Consider the following 23,589-nt stretch of genomic DNA (forward strand, 5'->3'; position numbering starts at 1 on the left):
ATGTGTGACGCAGATCCGGTCGACTTGAAAGACCCTGAGACTGGCAAAATGGTGGAGCGGGCCTCTGCTCGAGCTAACGCGCTTGTGGAGATGATCGATCAACGCAATGGAGTTGTCATTATCCCTGCTCCAGTTCTAGCCGAGTATCTGATTGGAATCAGCCAGGATGCATATCAGGCACAGTTGGACTTAATGAATAGCTTCTCTTGCATCGAGATTTCACCCTTCGATGATATGTCCGCGATAGAGTGCGCTTTGCTTGTAGATGAGCAAGAGCACAAGGTGCTAGATCCAAATGCCACAAAAGCTAAATTGCGTTTTGATCGGCAGATACTAGCGATTGCCTTAGCCAATGGGGCTGATGAACTGTGGACACATGACAAAGGCCTTTTCTTCAAGGCTAAGGCATCAGGCGTGACAACCAAATCTTTGGCAAAAATTGCTCCTCTGCCTGACCAAAAGAGCTTAGACCTCCCTCCTGACGAAGACTGATATATACGCTTCAGCCCTGCTGAAGCGAGAGATATTTGTCGCCAATCTGATACACTTCAATATGGTGCCGTGAACCAGGAAATCTGGTTGATGCCTTCGCACTCGGTTTGCGGCACCAACCTCTTCCTTGGCCTTCCTATCCGCCCTCGAGGCGGTTTTTTTGTGCCTGCTTAAAATAGGTTTTTACCCACCAGTCTCATTTTCGAGTGACGTTTACCTGCCTGACAATAAAAATTACCCAAAGGTATTGACCAATAATTACCTATAGGTAATCATCTAAAGCAAAGCTTCAGGGCAGATAGGGGTAATCATGCAAAACACAAATTCAATCGAGTTCGCTGGATGGCGTTGCCGATACGGGAAGCGAGGCAGCAATCTACCAACCGCCAAACAAGTCACAGTTCTAGCGGGATTAGCCTCCGGCATGACTCAGAAGGAAATTGCCCGTAAGCGAGGCATATCCCCCTCAACCGTCAAAAGCACTGCGGAAGCAATGTACTGCCGCCTACGTGCTGTGCGTGCTACAGATGCAGTATCGAAAGCCATTCGTCGCGGCTGGATAGCCCCGCTGGTGCTTGTCCTCCTGATCAGCGACATGCACCACCAGGCGTACCGCGTGCGCCAGCCAAACCGCTCTCGCGAAACCACCACCTTTGTGCGCATCGCTCGGAAATTCGAGGGGGTGATCGTATGAACCCCATCGACATTCAGGAATACCAGATCGCCAAGCGGGTGGTTGGAACCATTGTTGGTGGCGCCAGCGTTCTTCTACTGCTGTCGGCTTTCCTCGTAGTTCTTCATCAAGACAGAGCCATGGAAGCGGCCATAGAAATTCAGTACTGCAGTGAGGTCAGCATTTGGCGCGCAGAGGCTGATAGAGGCATTCCCGCCATCGACCGTACTGGCCACCCCGATTACCGCGGCATTGCCGATCGGCAGTGCCCTGGCATCAGAACAGATCTCGCATCTCATTAGATTGCACGGTGCGGTCGCCCTGCCCGCAGCAGGGTCTCGCTCGGGGTGTCAGCTGGTCTATGTGCCACCGGGATCACGAGCAAAACGCCAGCAGCTGGTGATGGATAGCCCCTTCTATCTGGGCACCAGCAACCTTTACTTCCCTGCGTTTTCCGGCCCTCGGGCCGGGCTGTTCAAGCAACAAGGAGCACGCCCATGTGGTTCAAGAACGTGATCATCTACAAGCTCCATGCCGCCGCCTCAATTGATGTCGGAAAACTGGAAACCGCCCTGTACGAGCAAGCATTCCGTCCCCTGGGTAGTAGCGAAGCACGCCGGATTGGTTGGACATTCCCTGCTGGCCGTGAAGGTGCTCAGCACCTGCATGAGCTGCAGGGGCAACGCCTCATGACGGCCATGCGCCAGGAGCGGATCCTCCCGCCTTCAGTGGTGCGTGACGAAGTTGAAGAGCGCGCAGCCAATATCGAAACCCAGGAAGGCCGCAAACTACGTCGCCAGGAAAAGCAGGCGATTAAAGAGCAGGTATACGAAGAGCTGCTACCTCGTGCCTTCGTTCGCACCCAGCGTACTGACCTTTGGTGGGATACCCAGCGCCAGCTCTTGGCTGTGGCCACCTCGAGCCGAAAGCGTGCTGAGGAAGTGCTCGACTTACTGCGCGAGTCGTTGGGCAGCCTCAAGGTCACCCCTCTTGCCACACAGTCTCTGCCTATCCGCGCCATGACGACCTGGCTGACAGACCCAGGCACTCGCCCTGCCGACATGGTCATGGGTGACCAGGTGGAGCTCAAGGCCAAAGGGGATGACGGTGTGGTCCGCGGTCGTCAGGTCGATCTGGATAGCGATGACATGCAAAAGCTCCTGGAGAGTGAACGCCAGGCCAGCAAGCTTGCCTTGGGCATCGAGGGACGTATCCATTTTGTCCTGCACGAAGATCTGGCCATCAAGGCCATCACCTTCGATGACGCCCTCATCGATGAGGCTAACCAGGCAGATGACGGAGATGACGCAATCATCCGCCTTGAAACCGACTTCCTCCTGATGGCCCAGGCACTCAGAGACAGCATTGATCGCCTGGTTCAGTGGATGGGTGGCGAGGCTCAGCAGTACGGCGCCAGCCACAAGGATGATCTGCTGAGGACCGCATAACCATGGCTCGCAACTGGACCAAGTGGGAACGATCGGAATACGACCGGCTCGAGGAGCTGTATCAGGCATGTCTGTCCTATCGGCAAATTGCCAAGCTCATGGGGAAGACATTCAACCAAGTGAGGGGCATGGCTGATTGCCTTGGACTCCGTGACCCGAACAGGCCGAACCCGAAGACCCGCACTGACTGGGACGAGATAGACGCCATCATTGTCGATTGCGTCGAAGTTGAAGGTATGTGCGCGCCTCAGATTTCCCAGCGGCTTGGTGCCCTGGGCAAGCAGATGTGTTCAGAGACGGTGCTGAAGCGCTTAAAGGGCATGCCGGAAGTACACAGGGAAGCAAGGCGTAACGCGGCAAAGAAGCGCGCCACCGCTTCAAGGATCTATTGGGCGCGCCAGCGTGCGAAGCGCCAGCAGGAGGCATCGGCATGAACAGCAAGCAAGCTGATAAAGCCCGGCAACAGCTCGAGCAGTTTGCTCGCCAGCACCAAGGGCTACTTCAAGCTGGGCTTCATATTCTCCCAGTCTTCGAGGCTTTCAATCCTGTAGTCCTCGGTATTAGGGGCGTTACTGAAACGGTTCTCAGCAATAATGGTATCTCCATCTTTTAGAGCCGAGTCAATCGAGCTGATCAGAGTTTGACTTTCAGCTTTTTCAGGGTTTGCGAGAGCTTCAGCTATATCTGATGAGTCTATATAGATTGTTTCGTCAGCCATTTTTGCATTCCTTCGAATAGGCTTTTGGTGTGAGCACTTAAAAAGTAGCAGATGGGTAAGTATTTCACTGAGCAGACATCAGTCTATGAGTCATCATTACAAATAAGAGGCGAAAGTATAGTGAAAGACGTCAATGTTGAGCTGTCCGTGGCAGTAGCCAGCGGCGATGCCGGACAGATCATGAAAGTTCTATCGAACCTGGCTCGTGACGAGCTCGGCATGACGAAGTTGGCGAATGCCACCGGCCTTGCCAGAGGCAACCTGTACCGAATTTTGCGTGAGGACGGTAACCCGACCCTCTCCACACTGCTGCTGATTCTCGATGCGCTGGACCTCAAGTTAAGCATTACAGCCAAGCCGACCGAGGAAGGTGCATGTCACAGCAGGTAACACATACCCATCGTCAACTCGGCGGACGCTTTGCACTGGTCGCTGAGCATGCAGGCACGGGTGCACTGGAAGGCCAGGGAGTGGCCATCTACCTCGACATTGACAAGGACATAACTAGCGCCACCACAACTGACGACTGGCGCCAGCAATGGCGTCCCATCGCAAAGGACGATTGCCCAGTGTGTCTCGGTACCGGTACCGACCAAATCAAGGGCAATAAGCGCAGGCCATGCGGTGGGTGTTTTGGGCTGGGCAAGGTCAAGGGCGATGGGGAAACGCCGGGAGACATGTGGGAGCTGGCGACGGTGGCCACGGGCATCATCCAGCGCCAGCTGCAGGAGCTCGGTCAGTTGCATGAAATGGTTGCCCAGCCAGAACTACAGAGCGCCATCCAGGTGTTGCAGCAGCGCCAGCACGAAGCAGAGCTGAACGCGATAGCTCGCAGCGAGCAGCAATGGCGGAACGGTCAAGGCCGAGCGGCTGGCGGTCGAAGGCATACGGGAGATTGATATGGCTCGTAACAGGTGGGTGCTCAAGAAGAAGGTTGCCGAACTATTCGGCTACAGCGAAACCGCCATCGATCACAAGCGTAAAGATGGCACATGGCCAGAAGGCCGCCTATGGCGCAAAGCACCAGATGGACGGGTGTTCTATAACGTTGAGGAGATCGACAAGTGGGTCGAAAGTCTGCCACTGAGAGCCTGACCCCCGCCCTGCGGGAGTTATTGTCCAAGCACCCAGGAGTAGAAGTTCATGGACCAAGCCTAAGAATCTGGTTCATGTGGCGTGGCAAGAGGTGCCGCGAGAGCATTGGCCTGATTCCCACGCGAGCCAACATCAAACATGCAGCTCAACAGCGGGCAGCGGTCACACATGCTATCAAGCTTGGTACATTCGACTATGCAGAGTGGTTTCCGGATTCAAAGCATGTTGATGGCAAAGGGCCTGTTCGGAATGCCCGCGTCCAGGAGGTTGCTGAGCGCTATCTCAAATTGAAGAGCGTCGATATCACCACTGACACGGAATATCGCTACAAAGCAGCATTGGACGAAGTGTGCACGGTGATCGGGAACGACCTATTGATAGGCACTGTCACTCCTGAAGATATCCAACAGATGCGAGGAGAGCTCGCCGCAACTCGCCAGGTAAGCACCGTCAACAACTACCTCGCCACGGCTAGAGGTTTTCTCGAATGGTGCAAGACAAACGGCTATACCGATAAGGACCTGGCTGCTGCTGCCGAACGCATTCGCGCTGAAGATGTGGATCCAGATCCATTCACCCAGCCAGAGTTTCGAAAGCTCATCGAAAAAGGGTGCCTGCATGAGCAAGATGTAGCAGCTCTCACATTGGCGATATATACCGGACTGCGACCAGGTGAAATATGCGGCCTAGCCCGTGAGGATGTAGATCTGGAGTCAGGTTGCCTGACTGTCAGGCGGTCAGTCACTCGCCGCAACCAGGTGAAGGTGCCAAAGACACGCCAGAGCCGTGATCGAGTCATCTGGCTATTACCTCCAGCCCTAGAAGCTGCACGTGTGCTGCACGAGCAGACAAAGGACTTGAAACCAGAAACTACTGAGGTGGCCATCACTCGGCATCAAAGCCGAACCGATACCGTCACACCATTGATCAGCCCGACTATCCAAGCCAGGCAGCCGATCATAAATCGCTGGATGAATCCCCATACGTGGGGTGTGAAGCTGACCAAGCTAATGAAGCGTGCCGACATTCGGCACCGGAGACCGTACCAGACACGACACACCTATGCATGCTGGTCCCTAACGGCTCATGGCAACCTTGCGTTCATTGCCAAACAGATGGGGCACAAGGACTACTCTATGTTGGTCAAGGTCTATGCCAGGTGGATCGACAGCGAGAGTCAGGATGAGGCCGCACGCATCTGGACCGAGATGAAAAAAGCAGGTGCTCTTATGCCAATGTTGCCCACTTCCGAAGGCTGAGAGAATTCCCGACCCTAATCGGCCAGGGCTTCATTCTGCCCTGGCCTCACACATCAGATGAAAGCTGCAAAAGAGCGGAGCAAGGGAGGTGACTCCGACCCTCTGGCTATGTGCGTAAGCACGTAGATCAATGGACGATCAGGAGACCCATTTTTTCTGAAGATCTCCCCTCGCACTTCAGCACCATCTTCAAAGGCCCGATGGAGGACATCCACGCACCCCTTGGGGACAAACCCAAGTTTCCTACCTTGAGACTCAATACGAATTGCTTTCGAATCAAAGGAATTAGTTGGATCTGACCGGAAGGTTATGGAGTCCCCCTCCTTCAAGTCATCTGCACTTATCTCGGTTTCATGTCGAAAGCCAGCTATCTCTATCAAAAACTCGAAGCGCTCTGGCGGCTCATCAAATGGATGTACGAGCTCAAAGCCATCATTAGGAAGCTTCGCCCCTGTATAGCCCAGCAGCGCAAAGTCACTGACATCTGATGATGGGTTGATGGCAAAGTGCTGCAGGTACTTGCCAAAGTCACTCCGATTGCGAGGCGGAAGCCGACGCATGAAGGCTTCCAGCACCTGATGTGAGTGTTCTTGATGCTTCAATGGAAATGCTGGATATCCGTGAAAACCCAGTTCTTTTGCTTTGATAAACTCAGCGCCCTCCAGGTCGTATTTCAGCACGACCTGATTCCCCTGCTTCACAATCTGCCCCACGTAGAAGCGAGAGCGGCTTTTGCTCTCACGAGCCTGCCAAAATAGCAGCAGACGGTGTGGTTCCACGATGTGTTCTATGAAGCGGTCCATGTTAGGTCTCCAGAGCCTGAATTAAGCGCTCTCTCCTAGCGAGGGTTAAAAACTGTACAAACTCAGCGTTTTCTTGAGTGAAAGGGGCCGGCATGTCTGTGAATTTTGTGAAGCCGCTCAGGATACCCCAAAGATCCTCTTCATCCCACTGCCTCAAGCGGTTAATAAGCAGGTCCTTGACTTCAGGATAGCTCTCACCGAAGCGCTCAACACCTTCAATCAGCCGTAAGCGTTTACGGTCATGCAACGACCAACGCATGTGATGCTCCCCTTTACGGAGATAGGCAGCAAACTCGTTGGGGTCACGCATCTTGCGACGAGCCACTTCTGGAAGCAGCTCATGCCCAAGGCTAGTGCCATTATCGAAATAGGGACTAAACCTCACAGACTTGCCGTCGGGCGTGACAATCAGTCCCCAGTTTTCCTGATGCCTGTCCGTATTGCCGATAAGAGCATCAAAGCAAAGGCAAAGTCCCCAGTACTCTTCCCAACTGTGAGTCAGCCTACCTGTGCGGTATAAAAAAAGTGCTAATCGTTGGATAGTCCCAAAATTGTGCTGACGCCCTTTGTCACGGTCATAACCTGGAATGAGATGCTGCATCAGGTCACCGCCGGCTATGTATAGCTCGCCCTCTTGCCCAGGATAATCCATGAACCACTCGTTAATCGTACCAGGCTCACCGCTATCAGAATCGATCGCAACAAACACTGGAGGAAGGGAGAGCTTCATCAACCGACCAATTCGAAATGCTATCGCTTCAGACCAGTATTGAGCTGGATGCCGCGGACGCCCGGGTTGCTTTGCACTCTTAATCGCTTCCTTGAAAAGGTATCGATGCCTAGGGATGCAGAAGGGTTGAGGTGCTGGATCTGGACACAAGCGCAAACTCTTGTCTCTCGCACCCACAGGATAAACGCCGTGAGTTCCAGAGGTGGGCCAATCAACAATATCAATCACCTGGTCTTCATTCTGATCTACCCCCCCACGATCAATCATCTGCACTCCTCTATCCCTAACGCTAAGAGCTCATTAAGCACCGCAGGTCATGCCAAACTCAACCTGCTTACGCGTGCTGGTCCCTAACTGCTCATGGTAACCTTGCGTTCATTGCCAAACAGATGGGGCAGCGAAAGTCAGGATGAGTCTGCACGCATCTGGTCAGAGATGAAAAGTGCAGGTGCTTTTGCCCCACTGGTGCCCCAAGAAACCGAAGAGATTGCTTTCAACCCATGAATGACATGGCGACGCCAAAGGCCCCCACTCATACGCCGATGATGAGCCAGTACCTCAAGATCAAGCGTGAGCATCCAGAGGTGCTGCTGTTCTATCGCATGGGGGACTTCTACGAACTGTTCTATGACGACGCCAAGCGCGCTGCTGCACTGTTGGACATTACCCTGACCCAACGCGGGCAATCCGCGGGCCAGCCGATCCCGATGGCGGGCGTGCCTTACCATAGTGCAGAAGGTTACCTGGCTCGCCTGGTCGCCGCAGGCGAGTCCGTGGCCATCTGCGAACAGATTGGTGACCCGGCCAAATCCAAGGGACCTGTAGAGCGCAAGGTCGTGCGCATCGTCACTCCGGGAACCCTCTATGACGAAGCGTTGCTCGATGCCCGCCGCGACAACCTGCTTGTCTCGCTGGCACCGCTGGGAGAACGCCTTGGGCTGGCGTGGCTGGAGTTGTCCAGTGGACGCTTCAGCGTGCTGGAGGTCGAAAGTGAAGCGGAAATGCTTTCCGAGCTGACTCGCCTCGACCCTGCTGAACTGCTGGTTCCGGAAAGCCAGAGCCTTCCACCAAGCCTGGCCGAGCGTCGTGGATTACGTCGCCAGAATGATTGGTTGTTCGACCTGGAAAGCGCTACCCGTGCACTGTGCAACCAGTTTGGTGTCCAGGACTTGCGCGGCTTCGGTTGTGCACATCTGTCAGCCGCCATTGTCGCCGCGGGTGTACTGGTGGAATATGCCCGGGACACTCAGCGCAGCGCATTACCTCATGTCACCGCCATCGGCGTCGAGAACCGTGATGATACGGTCGTCATTGATGCCGCCAGCCGACGCAACCTGGAAATCGACACCAACCTCAATGGCACTGGCGACAACACACTGGCCAGCGTCCTCGATACCAGCGCCACCGCCATGGGCTCACGCTTGCTCAAGCGCTGGCTCAACCGTCCACTGCGTGATCGTGCCCAGGTCCAGGGGCGACAGGCGGCCATTGCGCTGCTGCTCGATCGCGATGATTACGAGCCCCTGCGCGAGGATCTCAAGGCCATCGGCGATGTAGAACGCATCCTGGCCCGCGTCGCACTCTACAGTGCCCGCCCTCGGGATCTGGCCCGCCTGCGCGATGCGCTCAATGCTCTTCCCGCACTTCAGGTCAATCTGGCCAACTTCGATGACGGCACCGCGCTTGACGAGATTCGCCACCATATACGCCCTTATCCGGAACTGGCTGACACGCTCACCCGAGCCTTGATCGACAACCCTCCGGTCGTGATCCGGGATGGCGGTGTCATTGCGCAAGGCTTCGATGCCGAGCTTGATGAATACCGTGGCCTGGCAGAGCATGCAGGCGACTACCTTGTGCAACTGGAAACACGGGAAAAGGCCCGCACCGGCTTGAGTGGACTCAAGGTCGGCTATAACCGAGTGCATGGCTATTACATCGAAATTCCCCGTTCGCAAGCCAAGGAAGCACCGGCAGACTACGTGCGTCGCCAGACGCTCAAGAATGCCGAACGCTTCATCATTCCTGAACTGAAGGAATTTGAAGACAAGGCGCTGTCGGCCAAGTCCCGCGCCCTGGCAAGGGAAAAGCTGCTGTATGAGGCCTTGCTCGACGAGCTCAATGCCGAACTCTCCCCTCTACAGGCCTCCGGCCGTGCGCTGGCGTCCCTCGACGTGCTTTGTGCTCTGGCCGAACGTGCGCGCGCCCTGGATTTCGTCCGCCCAACCCTGTCCGATGAACCCGGCATAGCGATCACAGGCGGTCGTCACCCCGTCGTGGAACACGTCAGCGATGGTCCCTTCGTGCCCAACGACCTGCGTCTGGATAACGAACGTCGCATGCTGGTGATCACCGGTCCCAACATGGGGGGTAAGTCTACCTACATGCGTCAGGCCGCACTGATCACGCTGCTGGCTCACACGGGCAGCTTCGTACCCGCAGACGCAGCCACTGTCGGCCCGGTGGATCGCATCTTCACCCGTATCGGTTCCAGCGATGACCTTGCTGGTGGCCGTTCCACCTTCATGGTGGAGATGACCGAGACCGCCAATATTCTGCACAATGCCACTGACTGCAGCCTGGTGTTGATGGACGAGATTGGCCGTGGCACCAGCACCTTCGATGGCTTGTCACTCGCCTGGGCCAGTGCCGAACACCTGACCAGCACTCGGGCCTTCACCTTATTCGCTACCCATTACTTCGAAATGACCGCCTTGGCGGATCAGGCACCCAGTGTCGCCAATGTGCATCTGACTGCTACCGAGCACAATGACGGCATCGTCTTCATGCACCGGGTGGAAGAAGGTCCTGCCAGCCAGAGCTATGGCCTGCAGGTCGCTCAGCTTGCAGGCGTGCCTCAGAATGTCATTGCACGCGCGCGAACCAAGCTGGCCAGCCTCGAGCAACAGGAAGTCGACCATAGCCGCCCCGCCGCTGGCGGCAATGTATCCCCGGATGCTCCTCAGCAGGCGGACTTGTTCGCCAGCGCTCCGCATCCGGTTGTGGAACGGGTTGGCCAGCTGCAACCCGATGAACTGACCCCTCGCCAGGCATTGGAATTGCTGTACGAGTTGAAAGCCAACCTTTGACCCTGTCTTTTTCTGCAAAGGCCCGGGACAGGCATTGCAATGCTTGCCCCGGGCCCGACCCGGAGACTAGAATGTGGCAACAAAGGACCGTGACTTATAAAAAGCCATTGGTTAATAACCAAAGGCAATAAGAGAATGCTCGCCAGGGCCACCTCGTGGCGAGCCCGGGCAAGACCTCGAACGGCGTGAAATAGGCCATGAGCCAAAGCTTTTGTGCTTGACCCTCAGGGGCTTAATTCTCAGGTGATGAGTCCTGAAGCACATCGCCCTATAGAGTGAACAAATAGCCTGAAGAATGAATAGCGCCCTCTGATCGAGAACTTCTGACTTGATCGAGAATTTCTGAAGAGAGGGTCTGTAGCGTACTAACCCACCATATTTGAGTATCACCGGCAGCCAATCCGGTGAGAGGAAGGGAGACTGGCATGGCATTCGTCGTCACCGAAAACTGCATCAAGTGCAAGTACACTGATTGTGTTGAAGTCTGTCCGGTGGACTGCTTCTATGAGGGCCCGAATTTCCTGGTGATCCATCCCGACGAATGCATCGACTGTGCACTATGCGAGCCAGAGTGTCCTGCCGAGGCCATCTTCTCGGAGGATGAATTGCCGGAAGGTCAGGAGCAGTTTGTCGAGATCAACGCCGAACTGGCTGAGGTGTGGCCAAACATCACCGAAAAGAAAGATCCGCTGGAAGACGCCAAGGAATGGGATGGCAAGGAAGGCAAGCTGGAGCAGCTCGAGCGCTGAACCGGCACCTGCCAACGTCTCCCAGGCAAAAATCGCCAGGCATGGGCCTGGCGATTTTTGTATCCAGGGAAAGTGTTTGACCTAGATGAAGATGATGGATCTAGAGAAGGTGATGGATCTGGAGAGATTGATACATCACCGTCACGTCCTCGTCGCGATAGCTGAGCTCCTCGAGATCCCGCCAACCAAGTCGACGATAGAGCGACTGCTGGTCCGGCGTATAAAGATAAAGCCGATTGACACCATGCTCACGAGCCTCATCTTCGACGCGACGTACCAGAGCCGAAGCCAGTCCCTGGCCGCGCTGCTCAGGCAACACGAAGACAGAAGCCAGCCAGGGAGAATATGCCTGACGGATGCTCATATCGTCCGGCGACAGGCTGGCCGTGCCGACTGGCTTTCCATCACGCATGGCCACGAATACTGAAGGTACGCCACCATTGCCACAGAGGCTGGCCACTTCCTTGCTCCAGCTTTCTAAATCACTATCAGGGTGTAGATGCCCCCAGGCTTCATAGGTCCAGGCAGCCACATCAACCAGATGGGGAGAGTCAGCCTCTAGGCGCTCGATGACCCATGCTCGCATTGCTCGATTCCTCCTTGGAAAACAAATGCATAAATGTCTGCGCTACTCAATCACTGCGTTCAGCGGTGCGCAGAATCCTCACCTATACTCCATAGGCTCCTATGCTCCGGGCGCCTTGTTCTTGAGCATGCTCGTCGGCTTATTCAGTGTTTTCATCGAGATATTCTGGCTTCAACCGCGTCCAAAACGTTCAAGCTGCATTTCGCTGAGACGGCTCAGGGTGCGTCGAAAGGCAAAGGCCAGATGGCCATCAGGGTAGAGTTCGCCCATCGGCACTTGCGCTTCAATCATCAGTGGAACACCGCGGTCATAACACTCATCCACCAACGCGATGAAACGCCGTACACCATCATCCTTGGGCGATAGTGGGGGCAACTGTCGGTCACCGGCCTGAACCTGCTCGCTGGCATCTTCGGTACCCCGGGCAATACGTGCCGGCTGCGCACATCCGGCAAGGGCTGGTACCTGCCCCAGCATCAGCACATCAAAGCGGTCACACAGGGCAATGAAATCCAGGGCTGCCAGGGGCGCTTCACACAGAGCAGCGTAATCGCACCAGAGCACCTTCCTTCCCATGCCACGGGCAGCGATGGTACGGCTGCCCAGCCTCAGCTCCACATCTCGACGGGCATCAGGATCAAGCGCGGCAAGCTGATCCGCCATCACGCTGGGTTGTCCTTCACGCTGAACAAAGTACCGCTGACAGGCAATCCCCGGATGCTCGCGATGGTCGACGCCCCCATCCAGGTGTACCAGCACCATATGCTGTTCCATGGCCGCAATCGCCGGCAGCAGACGGTCACGATTGTAACCATCGCGATAGAGCTCTGCAGGAGGTTGATTGGAGGTCGCGATCACGACCAGGTCACGCTCAAAAAGCCGGATCAACAAGCCACCAAGCAAGGTAGCGTCGGCAATATCCTCCACATACAGCTCATCTAGGCACAGAACCTTGACCTCCGCGACCAGCTCTTCGGCCAGGGCCGCCAGAGGATCCGGCCGCCCCCGCCAATGAAACTGGCGTTGGTGTACCCAACGCATGAAATGATGGAAGTGCCAACGCCGTACAGGAACTGGGCAAGCCATCACGAAACGATCCATTAGCCAGGTCTTGCCTCGCCCGACACTTCCCCACAGATAGACACCGGCTATCGCACGTCCATCCGCCTTGAGAGACGAGCCCTTGAGGGCCTGATGGCAGTCATTCAGTATTTCGACGGCACGCCATTGAGCTGCGTCCTCGACGATACGCTCCGCCTCCAGGGCTGCCTGGTATGCCTCCAGAGGAGACAGCGGCGATGTCACGCTGGTCAAAACACTATCATCGGCTTGCATGACAACGGTGGGGCTCGAATTGGGCACGTATCTCCTCCTTGTTTGCTGCGTCATTACACCACAGGTATAGGCAGCACTTCGCGGGTCACCTATAGTAGGCTGTCATACTCATTTGACCTGGCATTCACCGCCCCATCCATCACCCCGCTTGAACGGCTTCTTGATGTTGTCACTCAATGCTCGCCTCCTACGCTGGCTTGGCTATCTGGCCCTGTTCGCCATGCTGATGATGTTTATCGGCCCGGTGATCAGCCAGACTCAACGCCTGCTCCTGAGCGAAGCCAGCGCCACACTTGCTGCCAGTACAGGGGTTGATAAAAGAGCTGGGGTTGCCCAGAGTACCGAGACATCACACGAGCATCATCACGGTCATCATGGTGATTCGCCATTCAGCAAGCTGCCTGGCAGTCCTGAATCAGGCTCTCATCATGACTTGTCCGCCTGTGGCTATTGTGTGCTGTTCACCCTGGTACCGGGGCAGGCAATGGCCGTGAGCCTGCCCGACCTGATCCCTCCTCGGAGTGCTCCCCCGGTTGCCATCAATGGCACTCGAGCACCACCCTCCCGTTCATACGCTCACCCGGAAACCCGTGCTCCACCTGTTTTCTTTTCCTGACTGATTTCGGCGTCTTCCATGACTCAGGCCCTTGTCTATGCCCAGCGGCATGGAGAGACGGTATTCCTCCAGGAACAGAGAATCCAAAACATGCATTCCGCTCATTCTCGCGAAGCCTCATCAAAGGCTTCCTGGATACCTGCGCTTAAAGCGCTGGTAATCCGCCTGCATTTCTACGTCGGCCTGCTGGTCGGTCCGTTCATCTTCTTTGCAGCCCTTAGTGGCACGCTTTATGCGCTCACCCCAGCACTGGAGAAGATGCTTTACCAGCATGCATTGTCAACCGAAGCCACAACGTCCGACGCCGTCCCTCACTCCCTGGCTGAACAAATTGGCGCAGCACAGCAATATCTGGGACATGACACGCTGCCCAGTGCTGTGCGCCCCGCCCCTGAAACGGGAGCCACGACTCGGGTCATGTTCAGCGACCCCACCCTGAAGCCCGGTGAACATCGCGCCATCTTCATTGACCCGACAAACCTCGAGGTTCGGGGCGACCTGACGGTCTACGGTACCAGTGGCGTGCTGCCGCTGCGCAAGACCATCGATCAGCTCCACCGCAGCCTGCTGCTTGGCGACTTCGGTCGTCTCTACAGTGAGCTGGCAGCATCCTGGCTATGGATCGCTGCCTTGGGCGGATTGGCCATCTGGTGGTTCAGCCCTAAGGGGGCCAGGCAGAATCCGGACAAGCGTAACCGTACAGCCAAACGGCTACGCACACGCCGTCGTCATTCCACCCTCGGCCTGGTACTGCTGGTGGGTCTGCTGGGACTGTCCGCCACAGGCATGACCTGGTCGCAATGGGCTGGCAACAACTTTTTCACGGTGCTCAAGGCCGGTGGCTGGACCACTCCTCGCGTCTCGGTGGAGCTGGATGCTAACGATGCAGGCAGCATGAATGATCCTCATGCCGAACATCATGCTCACGGAGCGTCTCATGCTGGTCATCAGCTCCCTTTGGGCGACTTTGACCGAGTATTGGCCCAGGCCAGAAAGGCAGGACTTGATGCAGGCCTTATCGAGCTGATAGTGCCAGGCGAGCAGCAGGCTTGGAAAGTGCGCGAAATCGACCGCAGCTGGCCCAGTCAAGTGGATGAAGTCAGCATCCATCCCAGCAGCTTCCAGGTGCTCCAGCAGGTCGCTTTTTCCGACTACCCGCTGATGGCCAAACTCACTCGCTGGGGGATCGATGCTCATATGGGCGTCTTGTTCGGTCGTCCCAACCAGTTGCTGCTGACAGCCCTGGGCATTGGCATCATGACCATGGTGGTCTGGGGCTATGCCATGTGGTGGAGGAGACGCCCCTCGGTATCTCAACCTCTGTGGCACACTCTCGGCAGGCTGCCTGTTTCTGCTCTGCTGCTGACCGGCATCATCAGCCTCGGACTTGGCTATGCCATGCCAGTGATGGGAGTCAGCCTGCTTATCTTCCTGCTGATCGATGGCGTGCGTTGTCTGGTCGGTACGCGCCAGGCCACAACGGCCTGACGCCTCCTGGGTACATCATGAAAACGAGACGGGCGCCGACAATCGGCGCCCGTCTCGTTTGTCAGCGACCACTCATCGCAACCGCTCAGTGCTTGCCACGTACCTTCTGCACCCCGGTCACGATGGCGACCAGCACAGCGCCGACCACCACGCCGAACAGGCCATTGCTGAGCATCGGCACGACACCATGCAGAATGGCATCAACGCCGGGAATGGACACATCCGCTTCGGCGATATCCTCGATCATGTGATGTACCGCAGGAATGCCATGGGCAAGGATTCCCCCGCCAACCAGGAACATGGCCAGGGTGCCAAAGATCGACAATCCCTTCATCAGCAATGGTGCGCCCTTGAGCAGCATTGCGCCGATCGACTTGGCCACAGAGCCATCCTTGCCGGATAGATAGAGGCCAAGGTCATCCAGCTTGACCAGGCCTGCCACCAGCCCATAGACGCCCACGGTAATCAACAGGCCAATGGCCACCATCACCGCAATCTGAGTCGTCAGCGGTGCATGGGTCACTGTACCCAAGGAGATGACAATGATCTCCGCCGACAGAATAAAGTCGGTACGAATAGCGCCCTTGATCTTGTCCTTCTCGAAGGCCCGGATATCCGTCTGATTATCGGCCAAGGCCTTGAGCCGGGCCTCATGTTCCACTTCTTCCTCATGCTTGTGCAGAAACTTGTGGGCGAGCTTCTCGGCGCCTTCAAAGCAAAGGTAGGCCCCGCCAATCATCAGCAATACCGTCACCAACCAGGGTAGGAAAGCACTGATCAGCAATGCCCCCGGAATCAGGATGGCCTTGTTGAGCAAGGATCCCTTGGCTACAGCCCACACCACAGGTAGCTCGCGATCGGCCTTGACGCCACTGACCTGCTGGGCATTGAGTGCCAGATCATCACCCAATACCCCAGCGGTCTTATGTGCCGCCACCTTGGTCATCGCGCCAACATCGTCAAGTAACGTGGCGATATCATCAATCAGCGTCAGCAGACTACTTCCGGCCACAGAGGCTCCCTCCTTGGGTTGCGAAGATATGAAGATTGGGACTCAGCATACCCCACAAATGCGAATCCCGCCGATAGCGACGGGATTCGTTGGAGCATGCGAGTTGGCACGACAAACGTTCGGCTCAGGATTCAGCCTCGCTGGAAAGGGTACACCGGCCCGATCTGCAGAATACGCGTCAGTTCATCCAGCGCCGCCAGACACTCTTCAGCCAGCTTGGGATCGGCCAGATCCTCCGGCGCCAGACGGTCACGGTAATGGCGCTCGACCCAATCCACCAGTTCTGCATAGAGCGCATCATCAAGCATCACTCGGCCAGCAATGGCCTCACGCTCGGCCTGATTGAGCACAACACGCAGCCGCAGACAGGCAGGGCCGCCTCCATTGCGCATACTCTGCTTGACGTCCTTGACCACTACCTCGGAGATAGGATTGTTGCCCGCCAGCAGATAATCCTGAATGCAGCGCCACACGGCTTCGCGTTCCTGACACTCCCCTGGTACGACCAAGGTCATGCTGCCATCCGCATTGGACAGCAGCTGGGAGTTGAACAGGTAAGAGGACACAGCATCCTCGAGGCTGACCGCTTCCAGCGGCACCCGTACCGGAATCAACGGCACGGACATCTTGGTGCGCAACTCGTCCAGAACCGACTCTTCATCGCGGAAGGCCAGCTCATGATAGAGCAGCACCGGCCCATTACCCACGGCAATGACATCGTTATGGAACACACCAGCATCGATAGCCTCAGGATGCTGCTGGGCATAGACCACCTGGTCATCGCTCAAGCCATGCTGGCGAGCGATCGCCTGACTGGCTTCCAGCGTCTGGCGGGCCGGAAAGCGCTTGGGCTCGATACCGTCGCCACCGAACGCCTGGCGCCCATAGACAAACAAGTGCACACCCGGCTCACCATACTCACCGCACAAGCGGGTATGGTTGGCCGCGCCTTCATCAGAAAAGGCCGGAGTGGCCGGCAACGACGGATGATGAGCAAAATGTTCCTGGCTGGCAAAGATTGCCGCCAGCACGCGTCCAGTCGTTTCTGGCTCCAGGTAGCGATGGAAGCTGGACTGCAGGTTGGCAGGCGTGAAGTGCACTCGAGCATCCTTCACATCACGGCTTGGCGTCACAGTTCCCGCATTGGCCGTCCACATGCTGGAAGCGGAACACACAGCACGCAACAACTGAGGGGCCTGCTCGGCAGCCTGAGCCAGCACCTGGGCATTATCACCACTGAACCCCAGGGCTCTCAGGGCCCCCAGGTCCGGACGCTGTTGAGGCGGCAGAACACCTTGGGCGTAGCCAGCATCCTTCAGCGCCTTCATCTTGGCCAGGCCCTGAAGTGCTGCTTCCCTGGGGTTGGAAACCAGGCCACCATGAGACATGGAGGCCACATTGCCATGAGCCAGCCCGGAATAGTTGTGGGTCGGGCCAACCAGGCCATCAAAGTTGACTTCAATGTAATGGTTATCTTCGGCGTTCACAGACTGACTCCCGGAGGCAGCTTGTCGGGCAGATTGAGATCTTCGCTTTCCACGGAAGCGACCGGATAAGCACAGTAATCAGCAGCATAGAAAGCACTGGGACGATGGTTGCCGCTGTCACCCACGCCACCGAAAGGTGCATCGCCAGAGGCACCAGTGGTCTGACGATTCCAGTTGACGATGCCAGCACGGATGCGCAGCAGGAAATCGTCCCAGTCGGCACGTTCACCACCGATCAAGCCGGCAGACAAGCCATAGCGCGTGTCATTGGCCAGTTCCAGGGCCTCATCCCAGCTCTTGTAACGGTATACCTTGAGCAATGGACCAAAATGCTCTTCATCGGGCACTTCGATGCCGGTGACATCGACCAGGCCAGGGCTCAGCAGGCTGGTGCCGTCCTTGAGACGAGTCATGCGGGCCAGCACCTTGCCACCACGGCTTTCCAGGTCGTCCTGGGCCGCCAGCAGGCCATCGGCGGCAGCCACGCTGACCAGACCACCATAGAAAGGAGCATTCTCGGAAAAGGGCTCGGCAACCCTCAGGCGCTCGATGGCCCGGGTCAGAGAGGCAACCAGGCGATCACCGCCAGCGCCCTCAGGAACCATCAGACGACGGGCACAGGTACAACGCTGGCCGCCAGACAGGAACGCGGACTGCAGAATGGTCAGTACTGCAGCATCTTCATTCGGCACATCCTTGACCACCAGCGGGTTGTTGCCGCCCAGCTCCAGGGCCAGCACCTTGCCCATCTGGCCGGCGAACTGGCGGTGCAACAGACCACCGATCTTGGCACTGCCGGTAAACAGCAGGCCATCGATACCCGGGTCGGCAGACAATGCCTGACCGACCTCGGCCGCCCCCTGAACCAGGTTGATCACGCCATCAGGCAGCCCTGCTTCCAGCCAGCATTGCAGAGTCAGATCTGCTGTCAGCGGTGTCTGCTCACTGGGCTTGAACACGACCGTATTACCCGCCAGCAGCGCCGGAATGATATGCCCGTTGGGCAAGTGACCCGGGAAATTGTATGGGCCGAATACTGCCATCACCCCATGTGGACGATGACGCAGCACCGCATGAGAGTCACCGAGGTCACGTTCACGTTCTCCTGTGCGCTCTTCACGAGCGCGGATGGAAAGCGCCACCTTGCCGATCATGGCGCCGACTTCCGTGCGAGCTTCCCACAGCGGCTTGCCGGTTTCATGGGCAATGCTGGCAGCGAGATCCTCACGATGCGTCTCGAGCACTTCACGGAAACGTTCGACCAGGGCCTGACGTTGTTCCTGGGAGGTACGCGCCCATGTCGAAAAAGCCTGGCGGGCAGCCGCCACTGCAGAAGTGACCTGCTCGGCACTGGCAGCAGCGCCCTGCCACAGGGTTTCGCCACTCACTGGATCCGTCTTGCTGAAGACATCTCCCTGACCGTCCTGCCATTGGCCGTCGATCAGAATTTTCTGGGTCGGCTTCATCACGCCTCCTCGTCAGTATCCAGGATGCGCAGGGTGTCGCCGGAGACGACCTCAAGCCTGCGAGCTTCATCATCATTCAACGTCACGACACCATTGGCGTCGGGACCACGTCCCACCCATGCCGCGCGGAACCCGGCCATGCTGGTGGTCGCCGCCAACCACTGGGGACGTCCTGTACTCTGTGCATTAGGGTCAATCTCGACCCGGGCGTGGTGCGACAGACGCACGCCCTTGACGTCATCGATATAGGCTTCCACGGTGGGGCCGCCATCGAAGATGTCGATATAGCCTTCCCAGCGCAGCCCCTGCTTCTTGAGCATGGCCAAAGCCGGGCGCGTCTGGTCATGAACCTGGCCGATACAGGCACGCGCCTCTTCGGACAGGAAGGGGGTATAGATCGGGAACTTGGGCATCAGCTCGCCGATGAAGCTCTTCTGTCCCATCCCGGTGAGGCGGTCGGCTTCGTTGAAATCCATGGGGAAGAAATTGCTGCCCAGGCACTCCCAGAAAGCGCTGCGCCCGTTCTCGTCGAAACGTCCGCGCATTTCGGCAAGCACCTTGTCCGGAAAACGGTCCCGGAACTCAGCCATGAACAGCCAGCGCATCATCGACAGCATGGCGCCGTTGCGCTCCTGGCGCCGGTCATCACCACGGTATTGCGGGCGCAGGAACAATGATGCGACTTCAGCGTCACCGGTATGGTCGGAACTCAGGAACAGCGTATCGATGGTGCGATGCAGATCAAGCTGCTTGGATGAGTGGGCCAGGGTACCCACGCGATAGTGGTAGAACGGCACTTCGCGCCCCACCTGACCATCGATGGCACAGCATCCTGCCAGCTTGCCCTGCTCTTCATCTTCAAGGACAAAAAAGTACAGACGCTGGTCAATCGGCGTCGCTTCAGTGAAGGAGCGGGTCGCCGAGGCAATCTTCTCGGCAAGAAATTCACGATTGTCCGGCAGTGAGGTAAAGCCCACCCCGGTCTCTCTGGCCAGTGACTGCAGTCCGTCGAGATCGCTGTCGCTAATCGGTCGAATACGCATTACAGCTCTCCCTCATCGTATCCTGGATCCAGCTCACCACCGGGAAGCGTCAGCGGCGCAACCAGCACAGCACGACCTTCTTCCACGCCCAGCAGCTCGGCGTGTTGCGGCGACAGCATCAACTGCCCCGTCGGCGACAACGCATAACGCGCAACAATGCAGCGGAAGTCATCAAGGCGCTGATTGGCGATCATCGCGGGTTCCGCATCGGGCAAAGTATGCTCTGGTCGAATACGTACCGGATGCCAGGCAGCACGACGGAAGGTTTCCAGGCGTGCTCTTTCACCCTTGACGATAGGGCCTGCATCAAACAGGTCGACATGGCGCGAGCGCAGGAAACCTTCGGCCAGCATCTCGTCCAGTGCCGGCTCATGAGCCGGGTGCTCGCGGCCGATAGCGGCACGGGCCTGGGGGGTCAGCAAGGCAAGATACAGCGGAAACTGCGGCATCACTTCAGCAATGAAGCTCTTTGAGCGCACCCCGGCGATGTAGTTGATGTCCTGGAAGTCACGCACGAAGAAATGACGCCCGACGCTATTCCAGAACGGTGACTCATTGTCATCGTCCAGATACCCCGGGAACGCCATCGCCAATACTTCAGCGAAGCGCTCAGGATACTGGGCAATGAACATCAGCCGTGCCCGACGCAGCAGACTCTCGGCACTGGTGCCCTTGTAGCGGGCATCGAGTGACAGCGCGCACAGCAGGCTGGCATCGGACACCTCGTGGGACAAGGCCAGCGTCTGAACTTCACGGCGCACATTGAGCTGATGCGAGGCATGGATCAGGGTTTCCTGGCGGTAGGTGTAATAGGCCTCGTTGGCACCTGCCAAGGCACGGATGGTAGCCGTGCCCACCACTTCGCCTCTTTGCGTGTCCTCGAGCACGAAGGTGTAGTGCTCGTCACCAGGGCCGTCAACCTCAGCGGCGAACGCCCGCTGGGAGCGCGCAATGCGCTCCTCAAGGCGGTCACGATGAGCGGGCAGATTGGTCAGCCGCGGCGTCGCACTCCCTGCCAGCCGTTCAAGGGCTGGCAGGTCGGAAAGCCGTGTGGGGCGAACGACCAGCATGGGGTTGCCTCCTCGCAAGGCGCTTGCATCCGATTGACTATCTGCCATCACTTGCCTGCGACCAGGCGTGCGATGGCACGCTCAAGACGCTGCATACCTTCGGCAATATCGGCTTCCGGAATCACCAGTGACGGAGCCATGCGCAACACATTAGGACCGGCAACCAGCGCCATCAGACCTTCTTCAATGGCCAACGGCAGGATGTCCTTGGCGCGATCCTTGTACTCCGGCGCCATCTCGGCACCAATCAACAGGCCCATGCCGCGAACTTCCTTGAACACCCCATGCTTGCGATTGATGGCTTCGAGATGTTCACGGAACAGGTCATGGCGCTTGGCCACGCCACCAAGGACTTCAGGAGTATCGATGTGACGGACAGCCGCCAGAGCCACGGCAGACGCCAGAGCATTACCACCGTAGGTCGAACCATGCGTGCCAATCGCCATGGCCGGTGCTACACGATCAGTGGTCAGCATGGCTCCCACCGGGAAGCCACCACCCAGGCTCTTGGCACTGGTCATGATGTCCGGCGTCACCCCATAGTCCATATAGGCATAGAAAGAGCCGGTACGACCAACGCCTGTCTGCACTTCGTCGAAGATCAGCAGCGCGTTGTGGGTATCGCACAGTTCACGCAGCCCCTCGAGAAACTCGGGTGTCGCCGGCTTCAGCCCGCCCTCACCTTGCATCGGTTCCACCATGATGGCGCAGGTATCGTCGTTGATCAGTGCACGCACGCTGTCCAGGTTGTTGAACTCGGCATGCACGATCCCTCCCGGTACCGGGCCGAAACCCTGGGAATACTTGGGCTGACCACCAACGCTGACAGTGAAGAAGGTACGGCCATGGAACGACTGGTTGAAGGAGATGATCCGGTTCTTCTGCTCGCCATAGTTGTCATGGGCCCAGCGACGAGCCAGTTTCAAGGCAGCCTCGTTGGCCTCACCACCGGATGAACACAGGTAGACCTTGTCAGCAAAGGTTCGCTCGGTCAGCTCACGAGCCAGTTCCAGCGCAGGTTCATTGGTGTAGACATTGGACAGGTGCCAGAGCTTGTCGGCCTGTGCCTTGAGTGCGTCGACCAGCACCGGGTGGCAATGGCCCAGAGAGTTCACCGCAATGCCACCGGCAAAATCGATAAATTCACGACCGTCCTGGTCCCAAAGGCGACTACCCTCGCCGCGCACCGGAATGACCTTCTGCGGTGAGTAGTTGGGCACCATGTACTGATCGAAGTCGGCACGGGTCGGGGTATGGCTCATGTGGGCTCTCCGCTTGTTCGGTGATGACATCCGTTCTGGAACACTCCAGCGACGGGAGGTGTTTCATTGTGTCATTCGAGTATAGGGAGAGCCGTGATTTCAGGCTTTCAGCAATGGGACCCGGATTTTCATAAAGGCTGAAATCCGCCAGCAGACAAGGACGCGATGATAGAAAAAACGCGTGCGCAAGAAAGAGCGTCAGATCGTCCTGCGACGTTCATGACTGGCAGCAGCGCCGCCGCCATACTCCCGGTGAGTCCTGCTCGTAGCGTCCCCAGACCCGGCGTAGCTGGCGGTCATCCTGCAATCCGACACGTTCGGCGATATCCGCCAGGCCAAGTGATGTTTCCTGCATCAAGCGCCGGGCCATGTTCAAGCGCAGACGCGCCAGATACTCCGGCAACGACATGCCAGTGAGCCGTTGAAAGCGCCGACGCAGATGACGCTCGCTGAGAGCCACTTCTGCCGCCATTCGCGGCATGTCCCAATCCTGTTGCGGGGCCTCGGTCAGACGATCCTGCAGTCGATGAATACGCGCATCCACATGATTGCGCCCTTGTAGCCAGATGCCCAGTTGCGGCTCCTGACCGCTGCGACGCAGATAGAGCACCATCTCCCGGGCAACGGCCAGGGACAATTCATGACCAAAGCGTCGAATCAGCCAATGCAGCATGGTGTCGATGCCGGTGGAAATACCGGCGCTGGTCAGTACCCGCCCATCATCGACGAAGATGCAGTCACGCTGAACCCTGGCAGCTGGCGCCAACCTGCTCAAGCGCTCGACGAGATCGTGATGCGTCGTGCAACGACGACCGCATAGCAGCCCCGCCTCAGCCAGCAGCAGCGTGCCGGAACAGATGCCCATGACCTGGCCAGGCTCATTGCCCCGCTGGCGCAGCCAGTTGACCGCTGTCTGCTGCATGCTGGGGTCGATGGCTGCCGCGTACTGTCCCGGCACCACCAGCAAGTCGAGGTGCTCAAGGGACTCCGGTAACGGCTGCATGCCACTCAAGCGCAAAGGGCCCAGCCAGTCCACCGACTCACAGGGCCCGAAATAGCTTACCTCGAAGGAAGATGAAAGACGCTGGGCACAGTGCAATACCTGCCAGGGCCCAACCAGGTCCAGCGGCACCTGCCCAGGCAACATCAGGATACCTACCCGACATAT

The 23,589-nt window shown here is 57.5% G+C and carries 25 protein-coding genes; 13 read left to right on the forward strand and 12 right to left on the reverse strand.

What is annotated here, in order from left to right; genetic code table 11:
• From Q1K07_RS15640 to Q1K07_RS15660, 5 genes are all read left to right on the forward strand, one after another.
• A complete protein-coding gene (locus Q1K07_RS15640) occupies positions 1-492 on the forward strand; it encodes a PIN domain-containing protein (RefSeq protein ID WP_366945083.1) in 492 nt (163 codons plus the stop codon).
• Between the two features lie 310 nt (positions 493-802).
• Positions 803-1,186, forward strand: a complete 384-nt coding sequence (locus Q1K07_RS15645) for a LuxR C-terminal-related transcriptional regulator (RefSeq protein ID WP_300312838.1) — start codon at positions 803-805, stop codon at positions 1,184-1,186.
• Positions 1,183-1,467 (forward strand): hypothetical protein, encoded by a 285-nt coding sequence (locus tag Q1K07_RS15650; RefSeq protein ID WP_300312841.1) that lies wholly within the window; start codon positions 1,183-1,185, stop codon positions 1,465-1,467. The genes Q1K07_RS15645 and Q1K07_RS15650 overlap by 4 nt, the downstream gene beginning before the upstream one ends.
• 195 nt (positions 1,468-1,662) lie before the next feature.
• Positions 1,663-2,613 carry a recombination-associated protein RdgC gene (locus Q1K07_RS15655; RefSeq protein ID WP_300312844.1) on the forward strand — a complete coding sequence of 317 codons (951 nt, stop codon included), beginning with the start codon at positions 1,663-1,665 and terminating at the stop codon, positions 2,611-2,613.
• 2 nt (positions 2,614-2,615) lie between these two features.
• On the forward strand, positions 2,616-3,047 hold the full coding sequence (locus Q1K07_RS15660; protein ID WP_300312847.1) for a hypothetical protein: 432 nt from the start codon (positions 2,616-2,618) through the stop codon (positions 3,045-3,047).
• A gap of 62 nt (positions 3,048-3,109) precedes the next feature.
• Here the strand turns inward: Q1K07_RS15660 and Q1K07_RS15665 are convergent, their stop codons facing one another.
• Positions 3,110-3,331 (reverse strand): hypothetical protein, encoded by a 222-nt coding sequence (locus Q1K07_RS15665; RefSeq protein ID WP_300312850.1) that lies wholly within the window; start codon positions 3,329-3,331, stop codon positions 3,110-3,112.
• Positions 3,332-3,451: 120 nt separating this feature from the next.
• On the opposite strand from Q1K07_RS15665, the gene Q1K07_RS15670 reads away from it, so the two are divergent.
• Genes Q1K07_RS15670 through Q1K07_RS15685 form a run of 4 tightly spaced genes read left to right on the forward strand, consistent with a single transcriptional unit; the run spans position 3,452 to position 5,685 of the window.
• On the forward strand, positions 3,452-3,721 hold the full coding sequence (locus Q1K07_RS15670) for an addiction module antidote protein (RefSeq protein ID WP_300312852.1): 270 nt from the start codon (positions 3,452-3,454) through the stop codon (positions 3,719-3,721).
• Positions 3,706-4,230, forward strand: a complete 525-nt coding sequence (locus Q1K07_RS15675) for a hypothetical protein (protein ID WP_300312855.1) — start codon at positions 3,706-3,708, stop codon at positions 4,228-4,230. The genes Q1K07_RS15670 and Q1K07_RS15675 overlap by 16 nt, the downstream gene beginning before the upstream one ends.
• Position 4,231: 1 nt before the next feature.
• Entirely contained in the window at positions 4,232-4,426 is a 195-nt protein-coding gene (gene xisR / locus Q1K07_RS15680; RefSeq protein WP_300312858.1) for an excisionase family protein, read from the forward strand.
• Positions 4,396-5,685 (forward strand): DUF3596 domain-containing protein, encoded by a 1,290-nt coding sequence (locus Q1K07_RS15685; RefSeq protein ID WP_300312860.1) that lies wholly within the window; start codon positions 4,396-4,398, stop codon positions 5,683-5,685. The genes xisR and Q1K07_RS15685 overlap by 31 nt, the downstream gene beginning before the upstream one ends.
• A gap of 53 nt (positions 5,686-5,738) precedes the next feature.
• Here Q1K07_RS15685 and Q1K07_RS15690 read toward each other — a convergent pair whose 3' ends face one another.
• Both Q1K07_RS15690 and Q1K07_RS15695 read right to left on the reverse strand, forming a co-directional pair.
• Entirely contained in the window at positions 5,739-6,488 is a 750-nt protein-coding gene (locus tag Q1K07_RS15690; protein WP_300312863.1) for an HIRAN domain-containing protein, read from the reverse strand.
• Position 6,489: 1 nt separating this feature from the next.
• Entirely contained in the window at positions 6,490-7,485 is a 996-nt protein-coding gene (locus Q1K07_RS15695; protein ID WP_300312865.1) for a hypothetical protein, read from the reverse strand.
• A 233-nt stretch (positions 7,486-7,718) separates the two neighbouring features.
• On the opposite strand from Q1K07_RS15695, the gene mutS reads away from it, so the two are divergent.
• Both mutS and fdxA read left to right on the forward strand, forming a co-directional pair.
• Positions 7,719-10,307 carry a DNA mismatch repair protein MutS gene (gene mutS, locus Q1K07_RS15700; RefSeq protein ID WP_300312868.1) on the forward strand — a complete coding sequence of 863 codons (2,589 nt, stop codon included), beginning with the start codon at positions 7,719-7,721 and terminating at the stop codon, positions 10,305-10,307.
• A 425-nt stretch (positions 10,308-10,732) separates the two neighbouring features.
• Positions 10,733-11,056, forward strand: coding sequence for a ferredoxin FdxA (gene fdxA / locus Q1K07_RS15705; RefSeq protein ID WP_300312872.1), 324 nt, complete (start codon positions 10,733-10,735; stop codon positions 11,054-11,056).
• Between the two features lie 100 nt (positions 11,057-11,156).
• On the opposite strand, the gene Q1K07_RS15710 is transcribed toward fdxA, so the two are convergent.
• Positions 11,157-11,642, reverse strand: coding sequence for a GNAT family N-acetyltransferase (locus Q1K07_RS15710; protein WP_300312875.1), 486 nt, complete (start codon positions 11,640-11,642; stop codon positions 11,157-11,159).
• A 171-nt stretch (positions 11,643-11,813) separates the two neighbouring features.
• Positions 11,814-13,004 (reverse strand): cell division protein ZapE, encoded by a 1,191-nt coding sequence (zapE, locus tag Q1K07_RS15715; protein WP_300312878.1) that lies wholly within the window; start codon positions 13,002-13,004, stop codon positions 11,814-11,816.
• Between the two features lie 136 nt (positions 13,005-13,140).
• Here zapE and Q1K07_RS15720 point away from each other — a divergent pair, with 136 nt between their 5' ends.
• Both Q1K07_RS15720 and Q1K07_RS15725 read left to right on the forward strand, forming a co-directional pair.
• Positions 13,141-13,593, forward strand: a complete 453-nt coding sequence (locus tag Q1K07_RS15720) for a DUF2946 domain-containing protein (RefSeq protein ID WP_300312880.1) — start codon at positions 13,141-13,143, stop codon at positions 13,591-13,593.
• 18 nt (positions 13,594-13,611) lie between these two features.
• Positions 13,612-15,081: a PepSY domain-containing protein gene (locus Q1K07_RS15725; protein ID WP_300312883.1), complete on the forward strand. Its 1,470-nt coding sequence runs from the start codon at positions 13,612-13,614 to the stop codon at positions 15,079-15,081.
• An 85-nt stretch (positions 15,082-15,166) separates the two neighbouring features.
• Here the strand turns inward: Q1K07_RS15725 and Q1K07_RS15730 are convergent, their stop codons facing one another.
• The 7 genes from Q1K07_RS15730 to Q1K07_RS15760 all read right to left on the reverse strand — a co-directional run bounded on the left by Q1K07_RS15730 (position 15,167) and on the right by Q1K07_RS15760 (position 23,589).
• The gene (locus tag Q1K07_RS15730; RefSeq protein WP_300312885.1) at positions 15,167-16,093 is read right to left on the reverse strand and encodes a DUF808 domain-containing protein; all 927 of its coding nucleotides are present in this window, start codon (positions 16,091-16,093) and stop codon (positions 15,167-15,169) included.
• A 131-nt stretch (positions 16,094-16,224) separates the two neighbouring features.
• Positions 16,225-17,580, reverse strand: coding sequence for an N-succinylarginine dihydrolase (gene astB / locus Q1K07_RS15735; RefSeq protein WP_300312887.1), 1,356 nt, complete (start codon positions 17,578-17,580; stop codon positions 16,225-16,227).
• The gene (gene astD, locus Q1K07_RS15740; RefSeq protein ID WP_300312890.1) at positions 17,577-19,046 is read right to left on the reverse strand and encodes a succinylglutamate-semialdehyde dehydrogenase; all 1,470 of its coding nucleotides are present in this window, start codon (positions 19,044-19,046) and stop codon (positions 17,577-17,579) included. Before astD ends, astB begins: the two co-directional genes overlap by 4 nt.
• On the reverse strand, positions 19,046-20,089 hold the full coding sequence (gene astA, locus Q1K07_RS15745; RefSeq protein WP_300312893.1) for an arginine N-succinyltransferase: 1,044 nt from the start codon (positions 20,087-20,089) through the stop codon (positions 19,046-19,048). The genes astD and astA overlap by 1 nt, the downstream gene beginning before the upstream one ends.
• Entirely contained in the window at positions 20,089-21,159 is a 1,071-nt protein-coding gene (locus tag Q1K07_RS15750) for an arginine N-succinyltransferase (RefSeq protein WP_300312896.1), read from the reverse strand. The genes astA and Q1K07_RS15750 overlap by 1 nt, the downstream gene beginning before the upstream one ends.
• Positions 21,160-21,206: 47 nt before the next feature.
• The gene (locus Q1K07_RS15755) at positions 21,207-22,421 is read right to left on the reverse strand and encodes an aspartate aminotransferase family protein (RefSeq protein WP_300312898.1); all 1,215 of its coding nucleotides are present in this window, start codon (positions 22,419-22,421) and stop codon (positions 21,207-21,209) included.
• Between the two features lie 217 nt (positions 22,422-22,638).
• Positions 22,639-23,589 carry a helix-turn-helix domain-containing protein gene (locus tag Q1K07_RS15760; RefSeq protein ID WP_300312901.1) on the reverse strand — a complete coding sequence of 317 codons (951 nt, stop codon included), beginning with the start codon at positions 23,587-23,589 and terminating at the stop codon, positions 22,639-22,641.

The organism is Halomonas sp., assembly GCF_029263665.1.
GTDB lineage: Bacteria > Pseudomonadota > Gammaproteobacteria > Pseudomonadales > Halomonadaceae > Halomonas.

What these genes read in the sequence shown, in the direction of transcription:
- Q1K07_RS15695 (WP_300312865.1), bottom strand. Translation starts at nt 7,485, where the DNA reads ATGATTGATCGTGGGGGGGTAGATCAGAATGAAGACCAGGTGATTGAT.
- Q1K07_RS15720 (WP_300312880.1), top strand. Translation starts at nt 13,141, where the DNA reads ATGTTGTCACTCAATGCTCGCCTCCTACGCTGGCTTGGCTATCTGGCC.
- Q1K07_RS15665 (WP_300312850.1), bottom strand. Translation starts at nt 3,331, where the DNA reads ATGGCTGACGAAACAATCTATATAGACTCATCAGATATAGCTGAAGCT.
- Q1K07_RS15650 (WP_300312841.1), top strand. Translation starts at nt 1,183, where the DNA reads ATGAACCCCATCGACATTCAGGAATACCAGATCGCCAAGCGGGTGGTT.
- Q1K07_RS15750 (WP_300312896.1), bottom strand. Translation starts at nt 21,159, where the DNA reads ATGCTGGTCGTTCGCCCCACACGGCTTTCCGACCTGCCAGCCCTTGAA.
- fdxA (WP_300312872.1), top strand. Translation starts at nt 10,733, where the DNA reads ATGGCATTCGTCGTCACCGAAAACTGCATCAAGTGCAAGTACACTGAT.
- xisR (WP_300312858.1), top strand. Translation starts at nt 4,232, where the DNA reads ATGGCTCGTAACAGGTGGGTGCTCAAGAAGAAGGTTGCCGAACTATTC.
- Q1K07_RS15755 (WP_300312898.1), bottom strand. Translation starts at nt 22,421, where the DNA reads ATGAGCCATACCCCGACCCGTGCCGACTTCGATCAGTACATGGTGCCC.
- Q1K07_RS15660 (WP_300312847.1), top strand. Translation starts at nt 2,616, where the DNA reads ATGGCTCGCAACTGGACCAAGTGGGAACGATCGGAATACGACCGGCTC.
- Q1K07_RS15645 (WP_300312838.1), top strand. Translation starts at nt 803, where the DNA reads ATGCAAAACACAAATTCAATCGAGTTCGCTGGATGGCGTTGCCGATAC.
- Q1K07_RS15710 (WP_300312875.1), bottom strand. Translation starts at nt 11,642, where the DNA reads ATGCGAGCATGGGTCATCGAGCGCCTAGAGGCTGACTCTCCCCATCTG.
- astA (WP_300312893.1), bottom strand. Translation starts at nt 20,089, where the DNA reads ATGCGTATTCGACCGATTAGCGACAGCGATCTCGACGGACTGCAGTCA.
- Q1K07_RS15690 (WP_300312863.1), bottom strand. Translation starts at nt 6,488, where the DNA reads ATGGACCGCTTCATAGAACACATCGTGGAACCACACCGTCTGCTGCTA.
- Q1K07_RS15640 (WP_366945083.1), top strand. Translation starts at nt 1, where the DNA reads ATGTGTGACGCAGATCCGGTCGACTTGAAAGACCCTGAGACTGGCAAA.
- astD (WP_300312890.1), bottom strand. Translation starts at nt 19,046, where the DNA reads ATGAAGCCGACCCAGAAAATTCTGATCGACGGCCAATGGCAGGACGGT.
- mutS (WP_300312868.1), top strand. Translation starts at nt 7,719, where the DNA reads ATGAATGACATGGCGACGCCAAAGGCCCCCACTCATACGCCGATGATG.
- Q1K07_RS15655 (WP_300312844.1), top strand. Translation starts at nt 1,663, where the DNA reads ATGTGGTTCAAGAACGTGATCATCTACAAGCTCCATGCCGCCGCCTCA.
- Q1K07_RS15675 (WP_300312855.1), top strand. Translation starts at nt 3,706, where the DNA reads ATGTCACAGCAGGTAACACATACCCATCGTCAACTCGGCGGACGCTTT.
- Q1K07_RS15725 (WP_300312883.1), top strand. Translation starts at nt 13,612, where the DNA reads ATGACTCAGGCCCTTGTCTATGCCCAGCGGCATGGAGAGACGGTATTC.